15 protein-coding genes and 4 pseudogenes are annotated in these 15,025 nt (G+C 61.3%); 5 read left to right on the top strand and 14 right to left on the bottom strand.

All coding sequences use genetic code 11. The features are described from left to right. The first annotated feature begins 48 nt into the window (after positions 1-48). From ASD01_RS19305 to ASD01_RS19290, 4 genes are read left to right on the top strand one after another with little or no spacing between them, the layout of a single operon-like run. Positions 49-981: a carbohydrate ABC transporter permease gene (locus tag ASD01_RS19305; RefSeq protein WP_029742590.1), complete on the top strand. Its 933-nt coding sequence runs from the start codon at positions 49-51 to the stop codon at positions 979-981. After that, complete coding sequence (locus ASD01_RS19300; RefSeq protein ID WP_060644272.1) at positions 974-1,867, top strand: carbohydrate ABC transporter permease; 894 nt, start codon at positions 974-976, stop codon at positions 1,865-1,867. The genes ASD01_RS19305 and ASD01_RS19300 overlap by 8 nt, the downstream gene beginning before the upstream one ends. 2 nt (positions 1,868-1,869) lie before the next feature. Further along, a complete protein-coding gene (locus ASD01_RS19295; RefSeq protein ID WP_060644271.1) occupies positions 1,870-3,576 on the top strand; it encodes a GH32 C-terminal domain-containing protein in 1,707 nt (568 codons plus the stop codon). Positions 3,577-3,589: 13 nt separating this feature from the next. Further along, on the top strand, positions 3,590-4,636 hold the full coding sequence (locus tag ASD01_RS19290) for an ABC transporter ATP-binding protein (protein WP_060644270.1): 1,047 nt from the start codon (positions 3,590-3,592) through the stop codon (positions 4,634-4,636). 531 nt (positions 4,637-5,167) lie between these two features. Here the strand turns inward: ASD01_RS19290 and ASD01_RS19285 are convergent. From ASD01_RS19285 to rocF, 5 genes are all read right to left on the bottom strand, one after another. Beyond that, positions 5,168-5,461 (bottom strand): hypothetical protein, encoded by a 294-nt coding sequence (locus tag ASD01_RS19285; protein WP_060517231.1) that lies wholly within the window; start codon positions 5,459-5,461, stop codon positions 5,168-5,170. 213 nt (positions 5,462-5,674) lie between these two features. Beyond that, complete coding sequence (locus ASD01_RS19280) at positions 5,675-6,085, bottom strand: type II toxin-antitoxin system VapC family toxin (RefSeq protein WP_060644269.1); 411 nt, start codon at positions 6,083-6,085, stop codon at positions 5,675-5,677. Beyond that, complete coding sequence (locus ASD01_RS19275; RefSeq protein WP_060644268.1) at positions 6,082-6,315, bottom strand: AbrB/MazE/SpoVT family DNA-binding domain-containing protein; 234 nt, start codon at positions 6,313-6,315, stop codon at positions 6,082-6,084. The genes ASD01_RS19280 and ASD01_RS19275 overlap by 4 nt, the downstream gene beginning before the upstream one ends. 190 nt (positions 6,316-6,505) lie before the next feature. Then, positions 6,506-7,567 carry an ornithine cyclodeaminase gene (locus ASD01_RS19270; protein WP_034800695.1) on the bottom strand — a complete coding sequence of 354 codons (1,062 nt, stop codon included), beginning with the start codon at positions 7,565-7,567 and terminating at the stop codon, positions 6,506-6,508. 28 nt (positions 7,568-7,595) lie between these two features. Next, positions 7,596-8,516 (bottom strand): arginase, encoded by a 921-nt coding sequence (gene rocF, locus ASD01_RS19265; protein WP_060517226.1) that lies wholly within the window; start codon positions 8,514-8,516, stop codon positions 7,596-7,598. A gap of 118 nt (positions 8,517-8,634) precedes the next feature. Here rocF and ASD01_RS19260 point away from each other — a divergent pair, with 118 nt between their 5' ends. After that, positions 8,635-9,072, top strand: coding sequence for an Lrp/AsnC family transcriptional regulator (locus ASD01_RS19260; protein ID WP_060517223.1), 438 nt, complete (start codon positions 8,635-8,637; stop codon positions 9,070-9,072). 275 nt (positions 9,073-9,347) lie between these two features. Here ASD01_RS19260 and ASD01_RS36865 read toward each other — a convergent pair. From ASD01_RS36865 to ASD01_RS19230, 9 genes and pseudogenes are all read right to left on the bottom strand, one after another. Then, positions 9,348-9,524: pseudogene (locus ASD01_RS36865) on the bottom strand (amino acid ABC transporter ATP-binding protein); the annotation flags it as partial. Position 9,525: 1 nt separating this feature from the next. Continuing rightward, a pseudogene (locus ASD01_RS36860) lies at positions 9,526-9,940 on the bottom strand (amino acid ABC transporter ATP-binding protein); the annotation flags it as partial. A gap of 99 nt (positions 9,941-10,039) precedes the next feature. Then, positions 10,040-10,180: pseudogene (locus ASD01_RS37620) on the bottom strand (amino acid ABC transporter ATP-binding protein); the annotation flags it as partial. A gap of 62 nt (positions 10,181-10,242) precedes the next feature. Next, on the bottom strand, positions 10,243-10,923 hold the full coding sequence (locus ASD01_RS19250) for an ABC transporter permease (RefSeq protein WP_060644267.1): 681 nt from the start codon (positions 10,921-10,923) through the stop codon (positions 10,243-10,245). Between the two features lie 4 nt (positions 10,924-10,927). After that, on the bottom strand, positions 10,928-11,104 hold the full coding sequence (locus ASD01_RS36850) for an ABC transporter permease (protein WP_244495265.1): 177 nt from the start codon (positions 11,102-11,104) through the stop codon (positions 10,928-10,930). 109 nt (positions 11,105-11,213) lie between these two features. Beyond that, positions 11,214-11,600 (bottom strand): annotated as a pseudogene (locus ASD01_RS37615) (ABC transporter permease subunit); the annotation flags it as partial. Next, on the bottom strand, positions 11,597-12,979 hold the full coding sequence (locus ASD01_RS19240) for a M20/M25/M40 family metallo-hydrolase (RefSeq protein ID WP_060644266.1): 1,383 nt from the start codon (positions 12,977-12,979) through the stop codon (positions 11,597-11,599). The pseudogene ASD01_RS37615 and the gene ASD01_RS19240, both read right to left, overlap by 4 nt. Continuing rightward, complete coding sequence (locus ASD01_RS19235; RefSeq protein ID WP_082584652.1) at positions 12,894-13,820, bottom strand: transporter substrate-binding domain-containing protein; 927 nt, start codon at positions 13,818-13,820, stop codon at positions 12,894-12,896. The genes ASD01_RS19240 and ASD01_RS19235 overlap by 86 nt, the downstream gene beginning before the upstream one ends. Positions 13,821-13,866: 46 nt before the next feature. Then, a complete protein-coding gene (locus tag ASD01_RS19230) occupies positions 13,867-15,000 on the bottom strand; it encodes an aminotransferase (RefSeq protein ID WP_034803210.1) in 1,134 nt (377 codons plus the stop codon). Positions 15,001-15,025: the final 25 nt, after the last annotated feature.

The raw sequence follows: 15,025 nt of genomic DNA, 5'->3' as shown, positions 1-15,025 counted from the left end.
TGGCCGGCCCTGCGCGATTTCGGGAGGATGAGCGATGAGGAGGAGACCATGACCTTGCAACAGACGTCTACGGCCGCGCTGCCACGCCCCGCCAGGCGGCGCGACCGGCAGCGGTTCTGGCAGGAGGTCGCGATGATCGCACCGGCCGTGCTGCTGCTCGCCATCTTCCTGATCACGCCGTTTCTTCTATCCTTCTGGACGGCGATGACCAATCAGCCGCTGGTGCCGCGTCCGACGCCGGTGCGTTTCGTCGGCCTCCTGAATTTCCAGCGGGTCTTCACCGATCCGCTGTTCTGGACGTCGCTCTGGAATGTCACCCGCTTCACCGCTTGGGTGCTGCCGGTTCAGTGCGGTCTTGCTTTCCTGACGGCGCTGCTGCTGCACCAGAAGCTGCCGATGCAGAACCTTCTGCGCGGCATGTTCTTTCTGCCGGCGATTACATCCATGGTGGTCGTCTGCGTGATCTGGGGCACGTTGTTCCAGTATCCGAGCGGTCCGCTCAACCAGATCGTCGGTTTCTTGTCCGGCGGCATGATCCAGCCGATCGACTGGCTCGGCGACCCGAACTGGGCGATGTTCTCGATCGTGCTGCTCTCGGCCTGGCAGGCCTATGGCTTCCAGATGATCATTTACCTCGCCGGCCTGCAGGGCATTCCGGACGAACTTTACGATGCCGCCCGCATCGACGGCGCCAGCGCGTTTCGCCGCTTCTGGCACGTCACCATGCCGGGCCTGCGTCCGACCCACGTCTTCGTGCTGGTCATCACTACGATCCAGGCCTTCAAGCTCTACACGCAGGTTGCGATCCTGACCCAGGGCGGACCGAAGGAAAGCACGGAGACCGTCGTGCACTACATGGTGCGTGCCGGCTTCGAGGAACAGAAGCTCGGATACGCATCCGCCGTCTCCGTCATTCTCTTCGTCATCGTTCTTCTGATCGCGCTTCTCCAGCGCAAACTCCTGAGGCGCTTCGATGTCTGATCTCGTGCTCAGCCAGCCAGCCCCGCTGGCGATCCCCCGCGGCAACAGCAAGACGGGCCTGCGTGTCGTCCAGACCGTCTGCATCTTCATCATCGCTCTGGTGATGATTTCGCCGCTCTTCATGCTGCTGATCGCCAGCCTCAAGGATGACCGTTTCCGCATCCTTGCGGACATGGGCAGCTTCCGCGCCTTCTGGGTCAGCGATCCGACCCTGTCGAACTACCGCGAGATCGCCAATTTCTCCGGCGAACTTGCCTATGGTCGCTACCTCGTCAACTCGCTGGTGATCCTCGTCGTCACCGTCGTGTCCGGGCTGATCATCAATTCCATGGCGGGCTTCGTTCTCGCCTGGGCGTCGCTTCGCGGCAAGGCGATCCTGCTTGCCCTCGTGGTCGCGCTCTACGTCATCCCGCAGGAAAGCATCATCATGCCGCTCGTCGTGATGATGTCGCGGGTGGGCCTGACGGATACGTTTGCCGTGCAGATCCTGCCCTGGGTGGCAAGCCCGCTCTATGTCTTCCTGTTCTACCAGTTCTTCGCCCAGCTACCGAAGGAACTCTACGAAGCTGCGGAGATGGATGGAGCGTCGGCGTTTCGCATCTACCGGTCGATCTACATGCCGCTCAGCCTGCCGGCGCTTGCGACGGTCTCGATCCTGATGGGGATCGAGAGCTGGAACCAGTATCTGTGGCCGACGCTGGTCACCCAGACCGACTATGCCCGGCCGATCTCCGTCGCGATCGCCACCTTCTTCGGACAGGACAGCATTTACTGGGACCGCGCCATGGCCGCGTCCGTGCTGATGATGATCCCTGTCCTCATCCTTTACCTCGCCTTCCAGCGCTGGTTCGTAAGTTCGTTCGTCGGCTCCGCCGTGAAAGGTTGATTATGACTTCGCAGACAAAACCCGCGAGCCCCGTGCTTGAAATCGTCGAGGCCGAACTCCCGGCCGGGACCGTGCTGCATCTCTGGCTGAAGGCGCGCAAAATTGGCGACGAGGCAATACTGTCCGTCACCTTAGACCGCAGTGAGATTGCCGGTCCGTCCACGCGCCGCGCCGGGGAGTTCGAATTCTTCGCGGTGACGCTCGAGACGACTGGCCCCACGGTGCTTGCCTATGATGCGGAAACAACCGCGCTCTCCGTCGCCTATGCGTTCCACCCGCAGACGGTGCTGGAGGAGGGGATCCGCGTCCTCCATTGCGACGTCCGCACGGCGCCGCCCGAGGTTCCCGGCAGCTACCATTTCCGACCGCCCTTCGGCTGGATGAACGACCCGAACGGCTTCGGCCGGTTCGAGGGTCTCGGCCATCTCTTCTACCAGCACTATCCGCATGGCTTGCGTTGGAACACCATGCACTGGGGCCATGCGGTCTCGAAAGATTTGATCCGCTGGACGCACTTGCCGATGTTCCTGTTTCCGGCGGACCACCTGTCGGAAAAGGACGATGGCCGTGGCGGCGCCTTTTCCGGCTCGGCCGTCCCCGTCTCCGGGCCGGACGGGGACGACATCCGGGTCTTCTACACCGAACACGTTCGCGACCGGGAGCCGGAGGAGCAGATCCAGCTCTCGGCCGTCAGCCGAGACGGCATCGTTGCCGGCCCGTCCGAGGTGATCCTGCCTATCCGTCCGGAGGGTCTGAACCTCACGACTGATTTCCGCGATCCCTATGTGTTCAAGGGCCCGGACGGCCGCTGGAAGATGCTGCTTGGCAGTCGCGACCGATCGGGCGGTGTCGTCCTGCTTTACGAGACGGCGGATCTGCAGGGTGCCACGGGCTGGACCTTCCTCGACATCATTCATCGCGAGGACGGTTTCGGCATGACCGCAGCGGAGTGCCCGTGCATGCTGCCGGTCGGCGGCATGGCGGATGATCCGGAGACCCGCTGGGCGCTGATCTTTGGCCTGCTCACAAGCCGTGACCCGGCCACCGGCCGGCGCAACCTCACATCCGTCACCGTCGGCCGCTTCGACGGCCGGGCGTTCACGGCCGAATTCGAACAGGAACTGGATTTCGGCTCCGACGCCTACGCCTTCCAGGCCTTCGTCGACGGCGACGAACCGGTCGGCATCGCCTGGCTTGCCAACTGGACCGACTTTTCCAAGAAGGACGATTTCCCGACGGCGATGACCTTGCCGCGTCGCGTGCTTCTCGATGGGGGTGCCGTGTTGACGCCGCCGGTCGCGGCAGTCGAAAGCCTGCGCCACAGGCTGCTCGATGAAACAGCCCTTGCTGCGGGCGAAACGGTTCCACTCGAAAGCGGTGCGGTCGAGATCGTGCTTGCACTGCCCGAGGCCGGCGCGGCTTTCGAGCTCGTCCTCGATCACCCGGATGTCGCGCTTGGCGTCAGGCTCGATGACGAGGGCCTTGCAATCCTCTTCGATGCCGGTACCGGCAAGCCGCCACCGCGATATCTGGCGTCAGGCGCCAGACCTTCGCAGCTGCGCATCTTCCTCGATGCGGGCTCGATCGAGGTCTTTGCCGACAACGGCCGCTGGACAGGCACCAAGCGCATTCCGGGATTTGCCGCCGCGCGATCGGCAAGGCTGACGGGCGCCGTCACGGGCGCGAAAATCTGGCAACTCAAGCTTTGAGGGAGGAAGAAAAATGGCATCGGTAGCGATCGACCGCGTTCTGAAACAGTATGGCGCAGCCTCCGTCATCCACGGCGTTTCCGTGGACATTCAGGATGGAGAATTCGTCACGCTCGTCGGACCGTCCGGCTGCGGCAAGTCCACGCTCCTGCGCATGCTTGCGGGGCTCGAGGACATCAGCGGCGGCGAAATCCGCATCGATGGCCGCGTCGTCAACGACGTCGCACCCAAGGAGCGCGACATCGCCATGGTGTTCCAGAGCTACGCACTCTATCCGCACATGACGGTCAAGGAGAACATGGGCTTCTCCCTGAAGCTCCAGGGTCGAGACAAGGCGACGATCGATAAGCTGGTGAAGGAGGCCGCCGGAATTCTTGCGCTCGAACCATTGCTCGACCGCCTGCCCAAGCAACTCTCCGGTGGCCAGCGCCAGCGTGTCGCCATGGGCCGCGCCATCGTTCGTCACCCCAAGGTATTCCTCTTCGACGAGCCGCTGTCCAATCTCGATGCTAAGCTGCGCGTGACCATGCGCAGCGAGATCAAGGAATTGCACCAGCGGCTCGGCACGACCATCGTCTACGTTACCCACGACCAGATCGAAGCCATGACCATGGCCGACAAGATCGTCGTCATGCGCGCCGGCCGCGTGGAGCAGATCGGCAAGCCGCTCGACCTCTACGATCGCCCGGGCAATACCTTTGTCGCCACCTTCATCGGCTCGCCGTCGATGAACCTCTTTGAGGGCAACGTCGGTGATGGCGGCTTTTTCATTGACGGCGGTGTTTCCCTGCCGCTGCCGGCGTCGCTGGGTCACGGTGAAGCACGCACCTACGGCATCCGCCCGGAAGATCTGGAGATAGCCGAAACCGGCATACCGGCAACCGTGCTGACCGTCGAGCCAACCGGCGCCGAAACCCACCTTCTGGTGCGCGTGGGCACGCACACGGCGGGGGTCGTGCTGCATCGCCGCGTGGACCTGAAGCCTGAGGAGCAGATTTATCTCCAGCCGAACAACCAGAAGATCCATCTGTTCTGCGCCGAAGGAGCCCGGGTCAACTGATCCTTTGGCCCCCAATTGAGCGTCGACAAACCGTGATTGCTTCGCGTCAGTCTATGCCGCTTCGAGCTTCTTCGCGCAGCGAAGCAGCATGCCGTAGAGGTCACGCGGTTCGTCGGGATCAGCGAGGAGGTCGAGTTCTGTGAACATGGCACCCCCGGCATCAATCGGCCAATCGGCGTGCAGGTCGCTGGTAACTCGAACGGCAACTACGTCGAGCGTCGCGCCCCGTTCGTCGAGGCGAACTCTGTCGGCAACACTTCGGTTGGCTTTGGCTTGAGTGGAGGGAAGCTCACCCTTGCGCCTCGGCCTTTCGAGCCGCGCGCGTCCAAATTCGTCGTCAGCTTTCGACCGCAAGAGCCGGCTGACCGGGATCGCTGGCGGGCGGCGGCACCGACAAATCGGCAATCGGCAAGGAGTCTTTACCTAACACGCCCTTTGCCGACTAACAGATGCCATCCGGCTGCGGATCACTTGCTCGGTTAGAAATGCTAGGGATGTTCGATTGGGCTTCGAAAGATAAGGGGCTCCTGCCTACCAGCGCGCCCGAACGCCACTAGTCGAAGAAAGGCCCAGGTATAGGCCGATGCAAAATCCGATAAGCGCGGCCGTACTGACGATTGTCGTTGCTGTTCCGGGATTTTCCCGCGCGGCCTCTATTGCGCCCTGTCCTTGCTGTCGGACCGTCTGGGCTGCGTTCCTAGCTATTCCAGAGGCGCCTTCAGCCGCAGAATTGATCCCCTCACTCACAGCTTGCTTCACCTCCGCGATCTGCGATCGCAATTCGGCGATTTGATCTTCAATCGATTGCTGGTTCACACCAATCATCTTCCACCTCCTGGTTTGTGAACGCAAAACCGTTGAGCTGCGAGAATGTTCCAGCAACGGGGAGTGGGGTCGCCGCCTGTCCCTGACTCTCTGCTGAAGTGCGGCAACGCACAGTATTCGTCACGCGTTTGCGCAACGCGTATCTTCCGGTTCTGTGCATTTTTGATCCGCATAACGTATCGACGGGAACTGAGCCTCCCATGAGCAGCTTCATCAGGTCGGCAAGTTCGGCGCAATCAGCGTCAACGTTGGGAAATAGGTGCGATAACGGCCGACGTCGCGTGTGAGCAGCGAATATCCGCTAACCGCTGCGTGCGCACCGATGAAGAAATCAGGGAGCACCCCTGTCCGCGTTCCGCCTGCTTTGCGATATCGTGTGAAAACCTTGCTCGCCAGAAAGAGGGCCTCACGCGGTACCGCCGTCAGCTCCAACCCCGCGTGATCAAGCAAGCCGTCAACGTCTTCTATCCGATCGTAGCGGACGGAGAGTTCGGCGTAGACGATGTCGTTGATCCAGATTGCTCCCCCGAGGCTTGCGGCTTCCAGCTGGGCTATCGACCAATCGGCCCAAGTTGGATCATCGGTAACGACGTCGAGAAGGACATTCGTGTCTACGAGTATCACGGTTCGCCACGCGTAAGCGCCATGATCGCGTCAGTGTCGAGGCCCTTGCCCGCATGCCCTCGTAGTTTCGCGAAGCGGCTGGGCGGCTGCTTTTTCGTAGCATGGACGAGGACAACGCTTCCATCTGAAGTGCGTCGGAAGTCTATCTTGCTTCCAGGCACGATACCCAAGAGATCGCGCACAGGCTTGGGAATTGTAATTTGTCCCTTGGATGTAACTGTCGTCGTCATGGCCGGACCTGTGTAAGGAATGATTTATCCAAGGTATTACTTTTTGCCGCGGTTTTCAAGGAATTGGGTAGTAAGTTCGATTCCCTTCAAGGCGCTCAATTGGCCTCTATCAGGCTGCTTGGCGACTGACGCCCAGCGTTCCCCGGCTTGACCGTCGACAAACCGGGGAACGTGATTACTTCGCGTCAGTCTATGCCGCTTCGAGTTTCTTCTCACACCGCAGAAGCATGCCGTAGAGGTCACGTGGCTCGTCGGGATCAGCGAGGAGGTCGAGTTCTGTGAACATACCGTGTTCGGCAATCTGGTCCCGGACGTAGCGGAGGGCGGAGAAGTCCTCGATCGCAAAACCGACACTGTCGAAGAGCGTGATCTGATCCGGGCTCTTGCGGCCCTCTGTCTCGCCGGTCATGACCTGCCAGAGTTCGATGACGGGGTGCTCGGCCGGCAGCTGCTGGATTTCGCCTTCGATGCGTGTCTGCGGCGGATATTCGACGAAGATGTCCGAGCGCAGCAGAATGTCCTTGCTGAGTTCGGTCTTGCCGGGGCAGTCACCGCCCACCGCGTTGATGTGGACACCGGGGCCGACATGGTTGTCCGATAGGATCGTCGCGTACTGCTTGTCGGCGGTGACCGTGGTGATGATGTCTGCGCCTTCGACCGCCTCTTCGACCGAGGTGCATTCTTCAATGGTGAAGCCGAGGCCCGCGAGGTTGCGTGCGCATTTCCGGGTGGCGGAGGCGTCGATATCGTAGAGGCGAAGCTTGTCGATGCCGAGCAGCGACTTGAAGGCGCGAGCCTGGAATTCGCTCTGCGCACCATTGCCGATGATGGCCATGGTCCGGGCATTCGGCCGGGCGAGGTACTTCGCCGCGACCGCGGACGTTGCCGCAGTGCGTAGCGCGGTCAGGATCGTCATTTCGGTGAGCAGCATCGGGTAGCCGTTGCCGACATCCGAGAGCACGCCGAAGGCCGTCACGGTCTGGCGGCCATCGCGCGTGTTCTTCGGGTGACCATTGACGTATTTGAAGCCATAAAGCGTTCCGTCGCTGGTGGGCATCAGCTCGATGACGCCTTCCTGCGAATGGGAAGCGACGCGCGGGGTCTTGTCGAAGACCGGCCAGCGGCGGAAGTCCTCCTCGATCGTGGCCGCCAGGTCCGTCAGGAACCGGTCGATGCCGACCTTCAGAACCAGTTTCATCATGTGGTCGACGCTTACGAACGGAACCACGTTCAGTTTCGGATCAGTATTCATTTTTCCTCCAACCAAAGAACAATCGAAATCAGCCAGTGACAGTCGGGCGATCCATCACCCGCTTGCCCATCAGGCTGGCGACGAGATCGACGAGCAGCCGAGCGGTCTTGCCGCGCTCGTCGAGGAACGGATTGAGTTCGACAATGTCGAGGCTGGTCACCAGCCCGCTGTCATGCAGCATTTCCATGATCAGGTGCGCCTCGCGGAAAGTTGCTCCTCCCGGTACCGTGGTGCCAACGGCCGGCGCGATGTCCGGCTCGAGGAAGTCGACATCGAAGCTGACATGCAGGAGGCCGTTTGCGGCCCGGACCCGTTCGATGAAATTGCGGACGAGGACGGCCACGCCATGCTCATCGATTACGCGCATGTCGTGCACCGTGATGCCGGTGGTGCGAATGGCGGCCTTTTCGGCGGCGTCAACGCTGCGGATGCCGATCATGCAGACGTTTTGTGCGGCAACGGGATGGGCAAGCGCAGGGAAGAAGCCATCGAAACCGGTCTGGCCGGTATAGTAAGCGACGGGCGTGCCGTGCAGGTTGCCGCTGACCGTCGTTTCGAGAGTATGGAAGTCGGTATGGGCGTCCAGCCAGAGCACGAACAGCGGCCGCCCGAGTTCAGCGGCTCGGCGTGCGAGACCCGGAACGGTACCCGCGGAGATGGCGTGGTCGCCGCCGAGGAAGATGGGCATGCCTGCCTTGCTGTGTTCGTAGGCAGCAGCAGACAGCGCTTCGACCCAGGCGACCGTTTCGCCGAGGTGATGGACGGCCTTGTTCGGATGGGGCATCTCGTCGAACGCACGCGGGCTGAGATTGCCATTGTCCTTGACCGAATGGCCCAGTTCTTCCAGTGCCGTACGAAGGCCAGCGATGCGCAGGGCGCTCGGCCCCATCTCGCAGCCAAGCTGCCCTGCCCCGATTTGCAGGGGCGCGCCGATGAGCGTGCAGTCCATAGTGTACTCCCGTTTGTTTTCATGATTATAAAAGTCATCGATGGCGGATTGAACATTGAATTTTGGCATATCGAGATGCTAGTTTGACCAAATTGATAAGAACGGAATCCAAATCGGCATGGATGCTCTCGACCAGAAGATCGTGATGCTGTTGCGCGGCAATGGGCGTCGAAGTGTCTCGGACCTCGCGCTGGAAACGGGCGCCTCGCGGGCGACCGTGCGGGCGCGCATCGAGCGGATGGAGCAGGACGGGACCATCCTCGGCTACACGGTGATGCTGCGTGCCGATGCGCTTGAAGATGTCGTTCGTGGGGTGATGATGGTTGAGATCGAGGGCCATGTGACCGATCGGGTGATCCGCACGCTCGGCGGCTTTCCTGAAATCTCGCAGATTCACACGACGAACGGCCGGTGGGATTTGCTGGTGGAACTCAGCGCATCGAGCCTGGCCAACTTCGATGCCGTGCTGCGCAAGATCCGTCTCGTGCCCGGCATTATGGGCAGCGAGACGAGCCTTCTTTTGTCCACGCCGCGGTCGACGAGGGCGAAGCTCTAACCTGACGAGCGTCGACCCGGAAACTCACTTCGACGGGTGTCGCTGCGGCTGGCGCGCCGCGTTTTCCTGCAATGGGTTGGCGCACCGGCGGCACAAGCGCCGGCGACAATCATCGAGCGCTTTGCCACCTTGAGGATTGCGGCGGCTTTGTTGATAGCGGCGCATCCGGTCGCGGCCGGGCCTCGGCCGACGAATGATCGGCCGGGGTAATTATGACATCGAGCGGGGCTCAACAAGGACGGGCGCGGACGCGCGGAATGGTGCAATGCCTTCGGTCAGTGCAGGATCTGGCTGAGGAAGAGCTTGGTGCGCTCGTGCTGCGGATTGTCGAAGAACTCAGCCGGCGAGTTCTGTTCGACGATCTGGCCCTGGTCCATGAAGATCACGCGGTTGGCGACCTGGCGGGCGAAGCCCATTTCGTGGGTCACGCACAGCATGGTCATGCCTTCTTCNCTTGACCATTTCCGGGTCGAGCGCCGAGGTCGGCTCATCGAAGAGCAGGATCTTCGGCTTCATGCACAGCGAGCGGGCGATCGCCACGCGCTGCTGCTGACCACCGGAGAGCTGGCCCGGATACTTGTTCGCCTGCTCGGGGATCTTGACGCGCTTCAGGAAGTGCATCGCCAGTTCCTCGGCCTGCTTCTTCGGCATCTTGCGCACCCATATCGGCGCAAGCGTGCAGTTTTCGAGGATCGTCAGGTGCGGGAAGAGGTTGAAGTGCTGGAACACCATGCCGACTTCGCGGCGCACTTCATCGATCTTCTTCAGGTCGTTGGTGAGCTCGATGCCGTCGACGACGATCTTGCCCTTCTGGTGCTCTTCGAGCCGATTGATGCAGCGGATCATCGTCGACTTGCCGGAGCCCGACNTCGTTGGTGAGCTCGATGCCGTCGACGACGATCTTGCCCTTCTGGTGCTCTTCGAGCCGATTGATGCAGCGGATCATCGTCGACTTGCCGGAGCCCGACGGGCCGGCAATGACGATGCGTTCACCCTGCTGAACATCTAGATCGATGTCCTTCAAGACGTGGAAAGCGCCGTACCACTTGTTCATGGCGGCGATCTTGACTGCTGACTTTGACATTTTTTCTCCTCCAGAAGTGTGCATTGGCTGCGCCGCGCGGAAGACGTTCTCCGCTTGCAGTTCTCGCGACTGTCGATCGTGTTGGCTTATCGGCTTGGGATGGCGAACCTTGTTTCGAGCCCCTTGAAGACCCGCCCGAAGGCGGCGCCGATCAAGAGATAGATGGCACCCGCGATCAGGAACGTTTCGAATGGTGCATAGGTCTTGGCGACGAATACGCGGGCTGCACCGGTCATTTCCATGACCGTGACCGCGCTGGCGAGGGTCGACCCCTTCATGACGAGGATCAGTTCGTTGCCGATGCTTGGCAACACGGCGCGGTAGATCTGCGGCAGGACGACCTTGATCAACAGGACGTATTTTGCCAACCCGAGGGCTTTCCCGGCTTCCCACTGCCCTTTGGGCACCTGCCGGATTGCACCGGCCAGGACCTCAGCCGAATAGGCGGCCGAGTTGAGGGCGATCGTCAGGACGGCGCAGTAGACCGGGCTGCGGAGGATGGGCCAGAGGACGCTTTCGCGAACGGCCTCGAGCTGTCCTAGGCCGTAGTAGACAATGAAGAGCTGCACGAGAAGCGGGCTGCCACGGATGACGAATGTGTAGGCAGACGCCGGAAGCCGCAAGCACCTTGAGGGAGAGGACAGAGCCAGGGCGACCGGCAGCGCGAGCACCTGTCCCACGAGAAAGCTCGCCAGGGTGATGATCAGTGTCAGAACGAAGCCGTTCTTGATGGTGATGAAAGCAGGAAGAAAGAGATCCAATGACATGGGACTACCGCAGATGAGTGGTCAGGCGCTGGTTGTAGGCATTGATGAAGAGCGTCGAGACGCCGGTCACCAGCACATACAGCGCCGCAGCCGTAAGGTAGAAGGCGAGGGGCTTGTGGGTTGCGCCGGCCGCGACGACGGATTTGCGCATCAATTCCTCGAGTCCGACGATCGAGACCAAGGCGCTCTCCTTCAGGATCACGAGCCACTGATTGCCGAGGCCGGGGCAGGGCTCGGACCATCATCTGCGGCAGGACGATGAGCCGGAACGCTCCGGGCCTGCGAAGGCCGAGAGCGAGTGCCGCCTCCCATTGACCTGACGACACCCCGACCAGTGCGCCGCGGACGATCTCCGTCAGATAGGCGGTCGAGACGACAGTCAGCGCTGCGATGCCGGCGGTGAGAGCATCCACTTCGACATAGACGCCGAAAAGACCGGTCAATAGAACCGTGCCGCCGTAGAAGATCAGGAAGATGACCAGCAGTTCCGGCAGACCCCGAATGAGGCTGACGTAACCGGCGATGACCTTGCGAACCGGGGCGGATCCGTAGACCGCGGCCGGTGCAAGCACGACCGCGAAGATCAGTCCAAGGACAAAGCTTCCGACGGCGACGGAGAGCGTAACGAGGAAGCCCTGCAGGAGCTGGGGAAAATACTGGACAACCGCTTCGATCATGACCCGGTCTCGCGTTGCTGGTAACCAACGTCTGCCGCCGATCCGCACTGGCTGGCGAGCGCGGAGAAGAAGTCTGCGGAGAAGCCGATCATCTGGTGGAACTGGTCGATGAGGATGTTCTCATCGGGAGAGTGCAACATTGCGCCATGGTGCGTGATGCCCGCACCGAAAAGCGTGGCGCCGAGCTGATGCACGAAGGGGTGCGCAAGCCCCGAGGCTGCCGAACTCGGCTGAAGGATGGCAGGCTGGCCGAACCACTTTTCCAGCAACTTCGCCCCGAGCTTGACGGCCCAATGCGACGGATCGCTGCGAACACCCAAGACCTCGGCGTCGTGAACGATCAGCTCGATATCGTCAAAGCCGTTGTCGTCCAGGTGCAGGCGTACCAGGTCAGCGACGGCTTTGGGGTTCTGTCCAGGGACGAGACGAAAATCGAGCTTGGCGGTCGCGGTCGCCGGCAGAACCGTCTTCGTGCCAGCGCCCTCGTATCCGCCATGGATACCGTTGACGTTCAGGCAGGGTTCGAAGTTGAGGTGCTCGTAGAAGTTGGATGGCGTCACGGCGCCAAGAAGCTTTTGCCCCCCGGTTGCCGCCATTAAGTCTTCCAGTGCAAACGGGGGCGAAGCGGCAAGTTCTCTCGTCGCTCGATCGGGCTCGATGCCTTCGTAGAAGCCTTTGATCAGGACACGGCCGGCTGCATCGCGCATGGAAGCGACAGAAGAGGCCAGCCGCCATAGGGGATTATCGAATATGGCGCCGAGGCTGGAATGCAGATCAGCGTGTGCGGTGCGAACGCTCAGCTCGATCGCCAACACGCCCTTGAAGCCCATGAGGACCACCGGTCGGCCGCGTGTATCGACCTCCCCGAATTCCCACCAGCAGAGGTCAGCTTGAAGGCCTGCACAACGTTTCTCAAGGAAGCGTACGAGCGAAGGACTTCCGATTTCCTCTTCGCCCTCGACGATCCAGATCAGGCGGAAGGGTAAGGGGCCGGGGTGTCGTTCCCGGAACAGGCGCCATCCGGCAAGGCGGCTGACGAATTCGCCCTTGTCGTCTGCCGCACCGCGGCCGAAGAGCGCGCCGTGGCGCTCCGTCAGGCGGAAGGGCGGTGCCGTCCAAAGATTGACAGGCTCTTCAGGCTGAACGTCGTAGTGGTTGTAGATCACCAGTGTGAAGGGGCCCTCACCGATTTCTCCGGTTACGAACGGACCGACGTCCCCTGGCTCGATTGCAGTTTGGAAGCCGGCGTCGGCGAGAAGAGCGGCAACCTTATCGGCGCACGCATCGAGGCCTTCAACTCGGGCGCTGACGGAAGGGATCGCGACGAGGTCCGTCAGGTCTCGCATCGCTTCGATCTTGATGTGATCTGGAAGTGTCATCGTCCAATTCCTTTCGCGAGGAGGCGGGCTTGCTCGCCCCCTCGCGTGGTTCACGTGTTCGTCGTTTCTTGGAAATGTCGTAGCCGAACCACTTTTCGGAGATCGTCTTGATCGTGCCGTCGGCGAGCATCTCCGCCACGGCCTTGTCAACCTTGGCGGCGAGTTCCGTGTTGCCTTTGGCGATGGCGACGCCCTGTCCCTTCCCGAATTCGGGGAAGTCCGCGCTGGTCAGGAGCGGGCCGGCATAGACCAGCTTGTCAGCGCCACGATCCTTCACAAGCGGCTCCAGTGCGGATCGCTCCATCAGGCCGGCATCGATGCGTCCGGCGACAACGTCGTCGGCAATCTGGTCCGGGCGGTCATAGACGCGCACGTCCGCATCCGGGAAATGGGCGCGAACCACCTGCTCATGGGTTGTGCCGGTCTGCACGCCGATCGCGACCTTCGCAAGCTTGGCCTGCAGATCCTTGGCGGACTTCGCCTCGGCAACCAGGCTGCCCGCGGCAACGACCATCGCGTTTGGGGCGTCCGCGTAGGCGACGGAAAAGTCGACCTTCTGCGCCCGTTCCTCGTTGATTGATACGCCCGAGATCACCAGGTTGAACTTCCCGACCTGCAGGCCGGGCAGCAGACCGTCATAGGCCTGGTTCTGCCATGTACAATTCGCCTCGATGCGCTTGCAGATTTCGTTACCGACGTCGCGGTCGAAACCGACGACCTCGCCGGCGGCATCGACGGACTCCCACGGCGGATAATCTGCGCTCGTGCCGACCCGCAGATCTTCCGCACTGGCGACACTCGCTGCCAGCGAAATCGTCATCACGGCAAGTAATTTCTTCATGTTCACTCCCCTTTCGTTATGAGACATTGCATCTCCACCGCCCTGATCACGCGGCCGCGGTTTGATAGCCCTTAAGAAATTCGGACATGCGCTTCAGGCCTTCCTGAAGGGTGGTGCCGTTGTTGGTGAAGCCGATCCGGACGTACCCTTCCATGTCCATCGCGCTGCCAGGCGTCAGCATGACGCCGGTACGTTCCAGAAGCCGGATGCAGAACTCTTCCGAGGAAATGGGCAGATCGTACTTGAGGAGTGCCGTGGTGCCGGATTTCGGTTTGATCCACGAGATCAACGGCTCGTTCTCGACCCAGTCGGAAAGCAAGGCGAGGTTGGTGCGCGTGATCGCCTGGCTGCGCGCAAGAATCTTGTCGCGGTTCTCCAGTGCAATGGCTGCGAAATGATCGTCCAGCATGCCGACGCTGATCGTGTTGTAGTCGCGATGGACGGAGACAGCATGGATCAATTCTACGGGAGCGACGATCCATCCAAGGCGCAGGCCGGCAAGCGCGAAAGTCTTGGACATGCTCGCGGTGCTGATGCCTTTCTCATAGAGGTCGGCGATCGACGCCGTCATTCCGTCGCCTTCCTGGTCCGTACCGCGATAGACCTCGTCACACAGGATCCACGCGCCGCAGGCGCGGGCAATCTCGACGACTTTCTCCAGATAGGCGCGATCCATCAGCGAGCCCGTCGGATTGTTCGGATTGTTGATGGCGATGAGTTTCGTGCCCGGTGTTGCAAGGCGCTTCAGCTCTTCCAGGTCTGGCAGGAAGCCAGTCTTTTCCGTGAGCTTGAGGATCTGTACGTCGGCGCCGTAGCTTTCCGGGATGGAATAGTGCTGCTGGTAGGTCGGCAGGACCGAGATCACACGGTCACCCGCTTCGACCAGTGTTGCGTGCACCAGGGCATTCGCACCGATGGCGCCGTGCGTGACCACGACATTTTCTGCACTTTGCTTTTCGTAGAGGCCGGCAACCAGCCTGCGGAGGCGTTCGCTGCCTTCGATGGCACCGTAGGTTAGCTTCATGGGCAGAAGCTCGGAGAGGATCGTGTCGGTCTTGCCGGCCATCTCCAAAAGTTCAGCGACTGTCAGCGACTCGACGCAGGTCTCGGCGATGTTCCAGTCGCACCTGGTTTCATAGCGGTTCATCCAGATCTCGACGCCGAAATTACGAATCTTCATTGCCTATCTCCTGTGCTGTCTTGGA

The sequence above is a fragment of the Ensifer sp. Root423 genome (assembly GCF_001426275.1).
Lineage (GTDB): Bacteria > Pseudomonadota > Alphaproteobacteria > Rhizobiales > Rhizobiaceae > Ensifer > Ensifer adhaerens.
Note: the sequence above shows the minus strand (reverse complement) of the source record. Positions and strands in the feature narration are given on the sequence as shown.

What these genes read in the sequence shown, in the direction of transcription:
- ASD01_RS19275 (WP_060644268.1), bottom strand. Translation starts at nt 6,315, where the DNA reads ATGACGACGACAGTTACATCCAAGGGACAAATTACAATTCCCAAGCCT.
- ASD01_RS19230 (WP_034803210.1), bottom strand. Translation starts at nt 15,000, where the DNA reads ATGAAGATTCGTAATTTCGGCGTCGAGATCTGGATGAACCGCTATGAA.
- ASD01_RS19290 (WP_060644270.1), top strand. Translation starts at nt 3,590, where the DNA reads ATGGCATCGGTAGCGATCGACCGCGTTCTGAAACAGTATGGCGCAGCC.
- ASD01_RS19240 (WP_060644266.1), bottom strand. Translation starts at nt 12,979, where the DNA reads ATGACACTTCCAGATCACATCAAGATCGAAGCGATGCGAGACCTGACG.
- ASD01_RS19250 (WP_060644267.1), bottom strand. Translation starts at nt 10,923, where the DNA reads ATGTCATTGGATCTCTTTCTTCCTGCTTTCATCACCATCAAGAACGGC.
- ASD01_RS19300 (WP_060644272.1), top strand. Translation starts at nt 974, where the DNA reads ATGTCTGATCTCGTGCTCAGCCAGCCAGCCCCGCTGGCGATCCCCCGC.
- ASD01_RS19295 (WP_060644271.1), top strand. Translation starts at nt 1,870, where the DNA reads ATGACTTCGCAGACAAAACCCGCGAGCCCCGTGCTTGAAATCGTCGAG.
- ASD01_RS19285 (WP_060517231.1), bottom strand. Translation starts at nt 5,461, where the DNA reads ATGATTGGTGTGAACCAGCAATCGATTGAAGATCAAATCGCCGAATTG.
- rocF (WP_060517226.1), bottom strand. Translation starts at nt 8,516, where the DNA reads ATGGACTGCACGCTCATCGGCGCGCCCCTGCAAATCGGGGCAGGGCAG.
- ASD01_RS19270 (WP_034800695.1), bottom strand. Translation starts at nt 7,567, where the DNA reads ATGAATACTGATCCGAAACTGAACGTGGTTCCGTTCGTAAGCGTCGAC.
- ASD01_RS19305 (WP_029742590.1), top strand. Translation starts at nt 49, where the DNA reads ATGACCTTGCAACAGACGTCTACGGCCGCGCTGCCACGCCCCGCCAGG.
- ASD01_RS19260 (WP_060517223.1), top strand. Translation starts at nt 8,635, where the DNA reads ATGGATGCTCTCGACCAGAAGATCGTGATGCTGTTGCGCGGCAATGGG.
- ASD01_RS19235 (WP_082584652.1), bottom strand. Translation starts at nt 13,820, where the DNA reads ATGAAGAAATTACTTGCCGTGATGACGATTTCGCTGGCAGCGAGTGTC.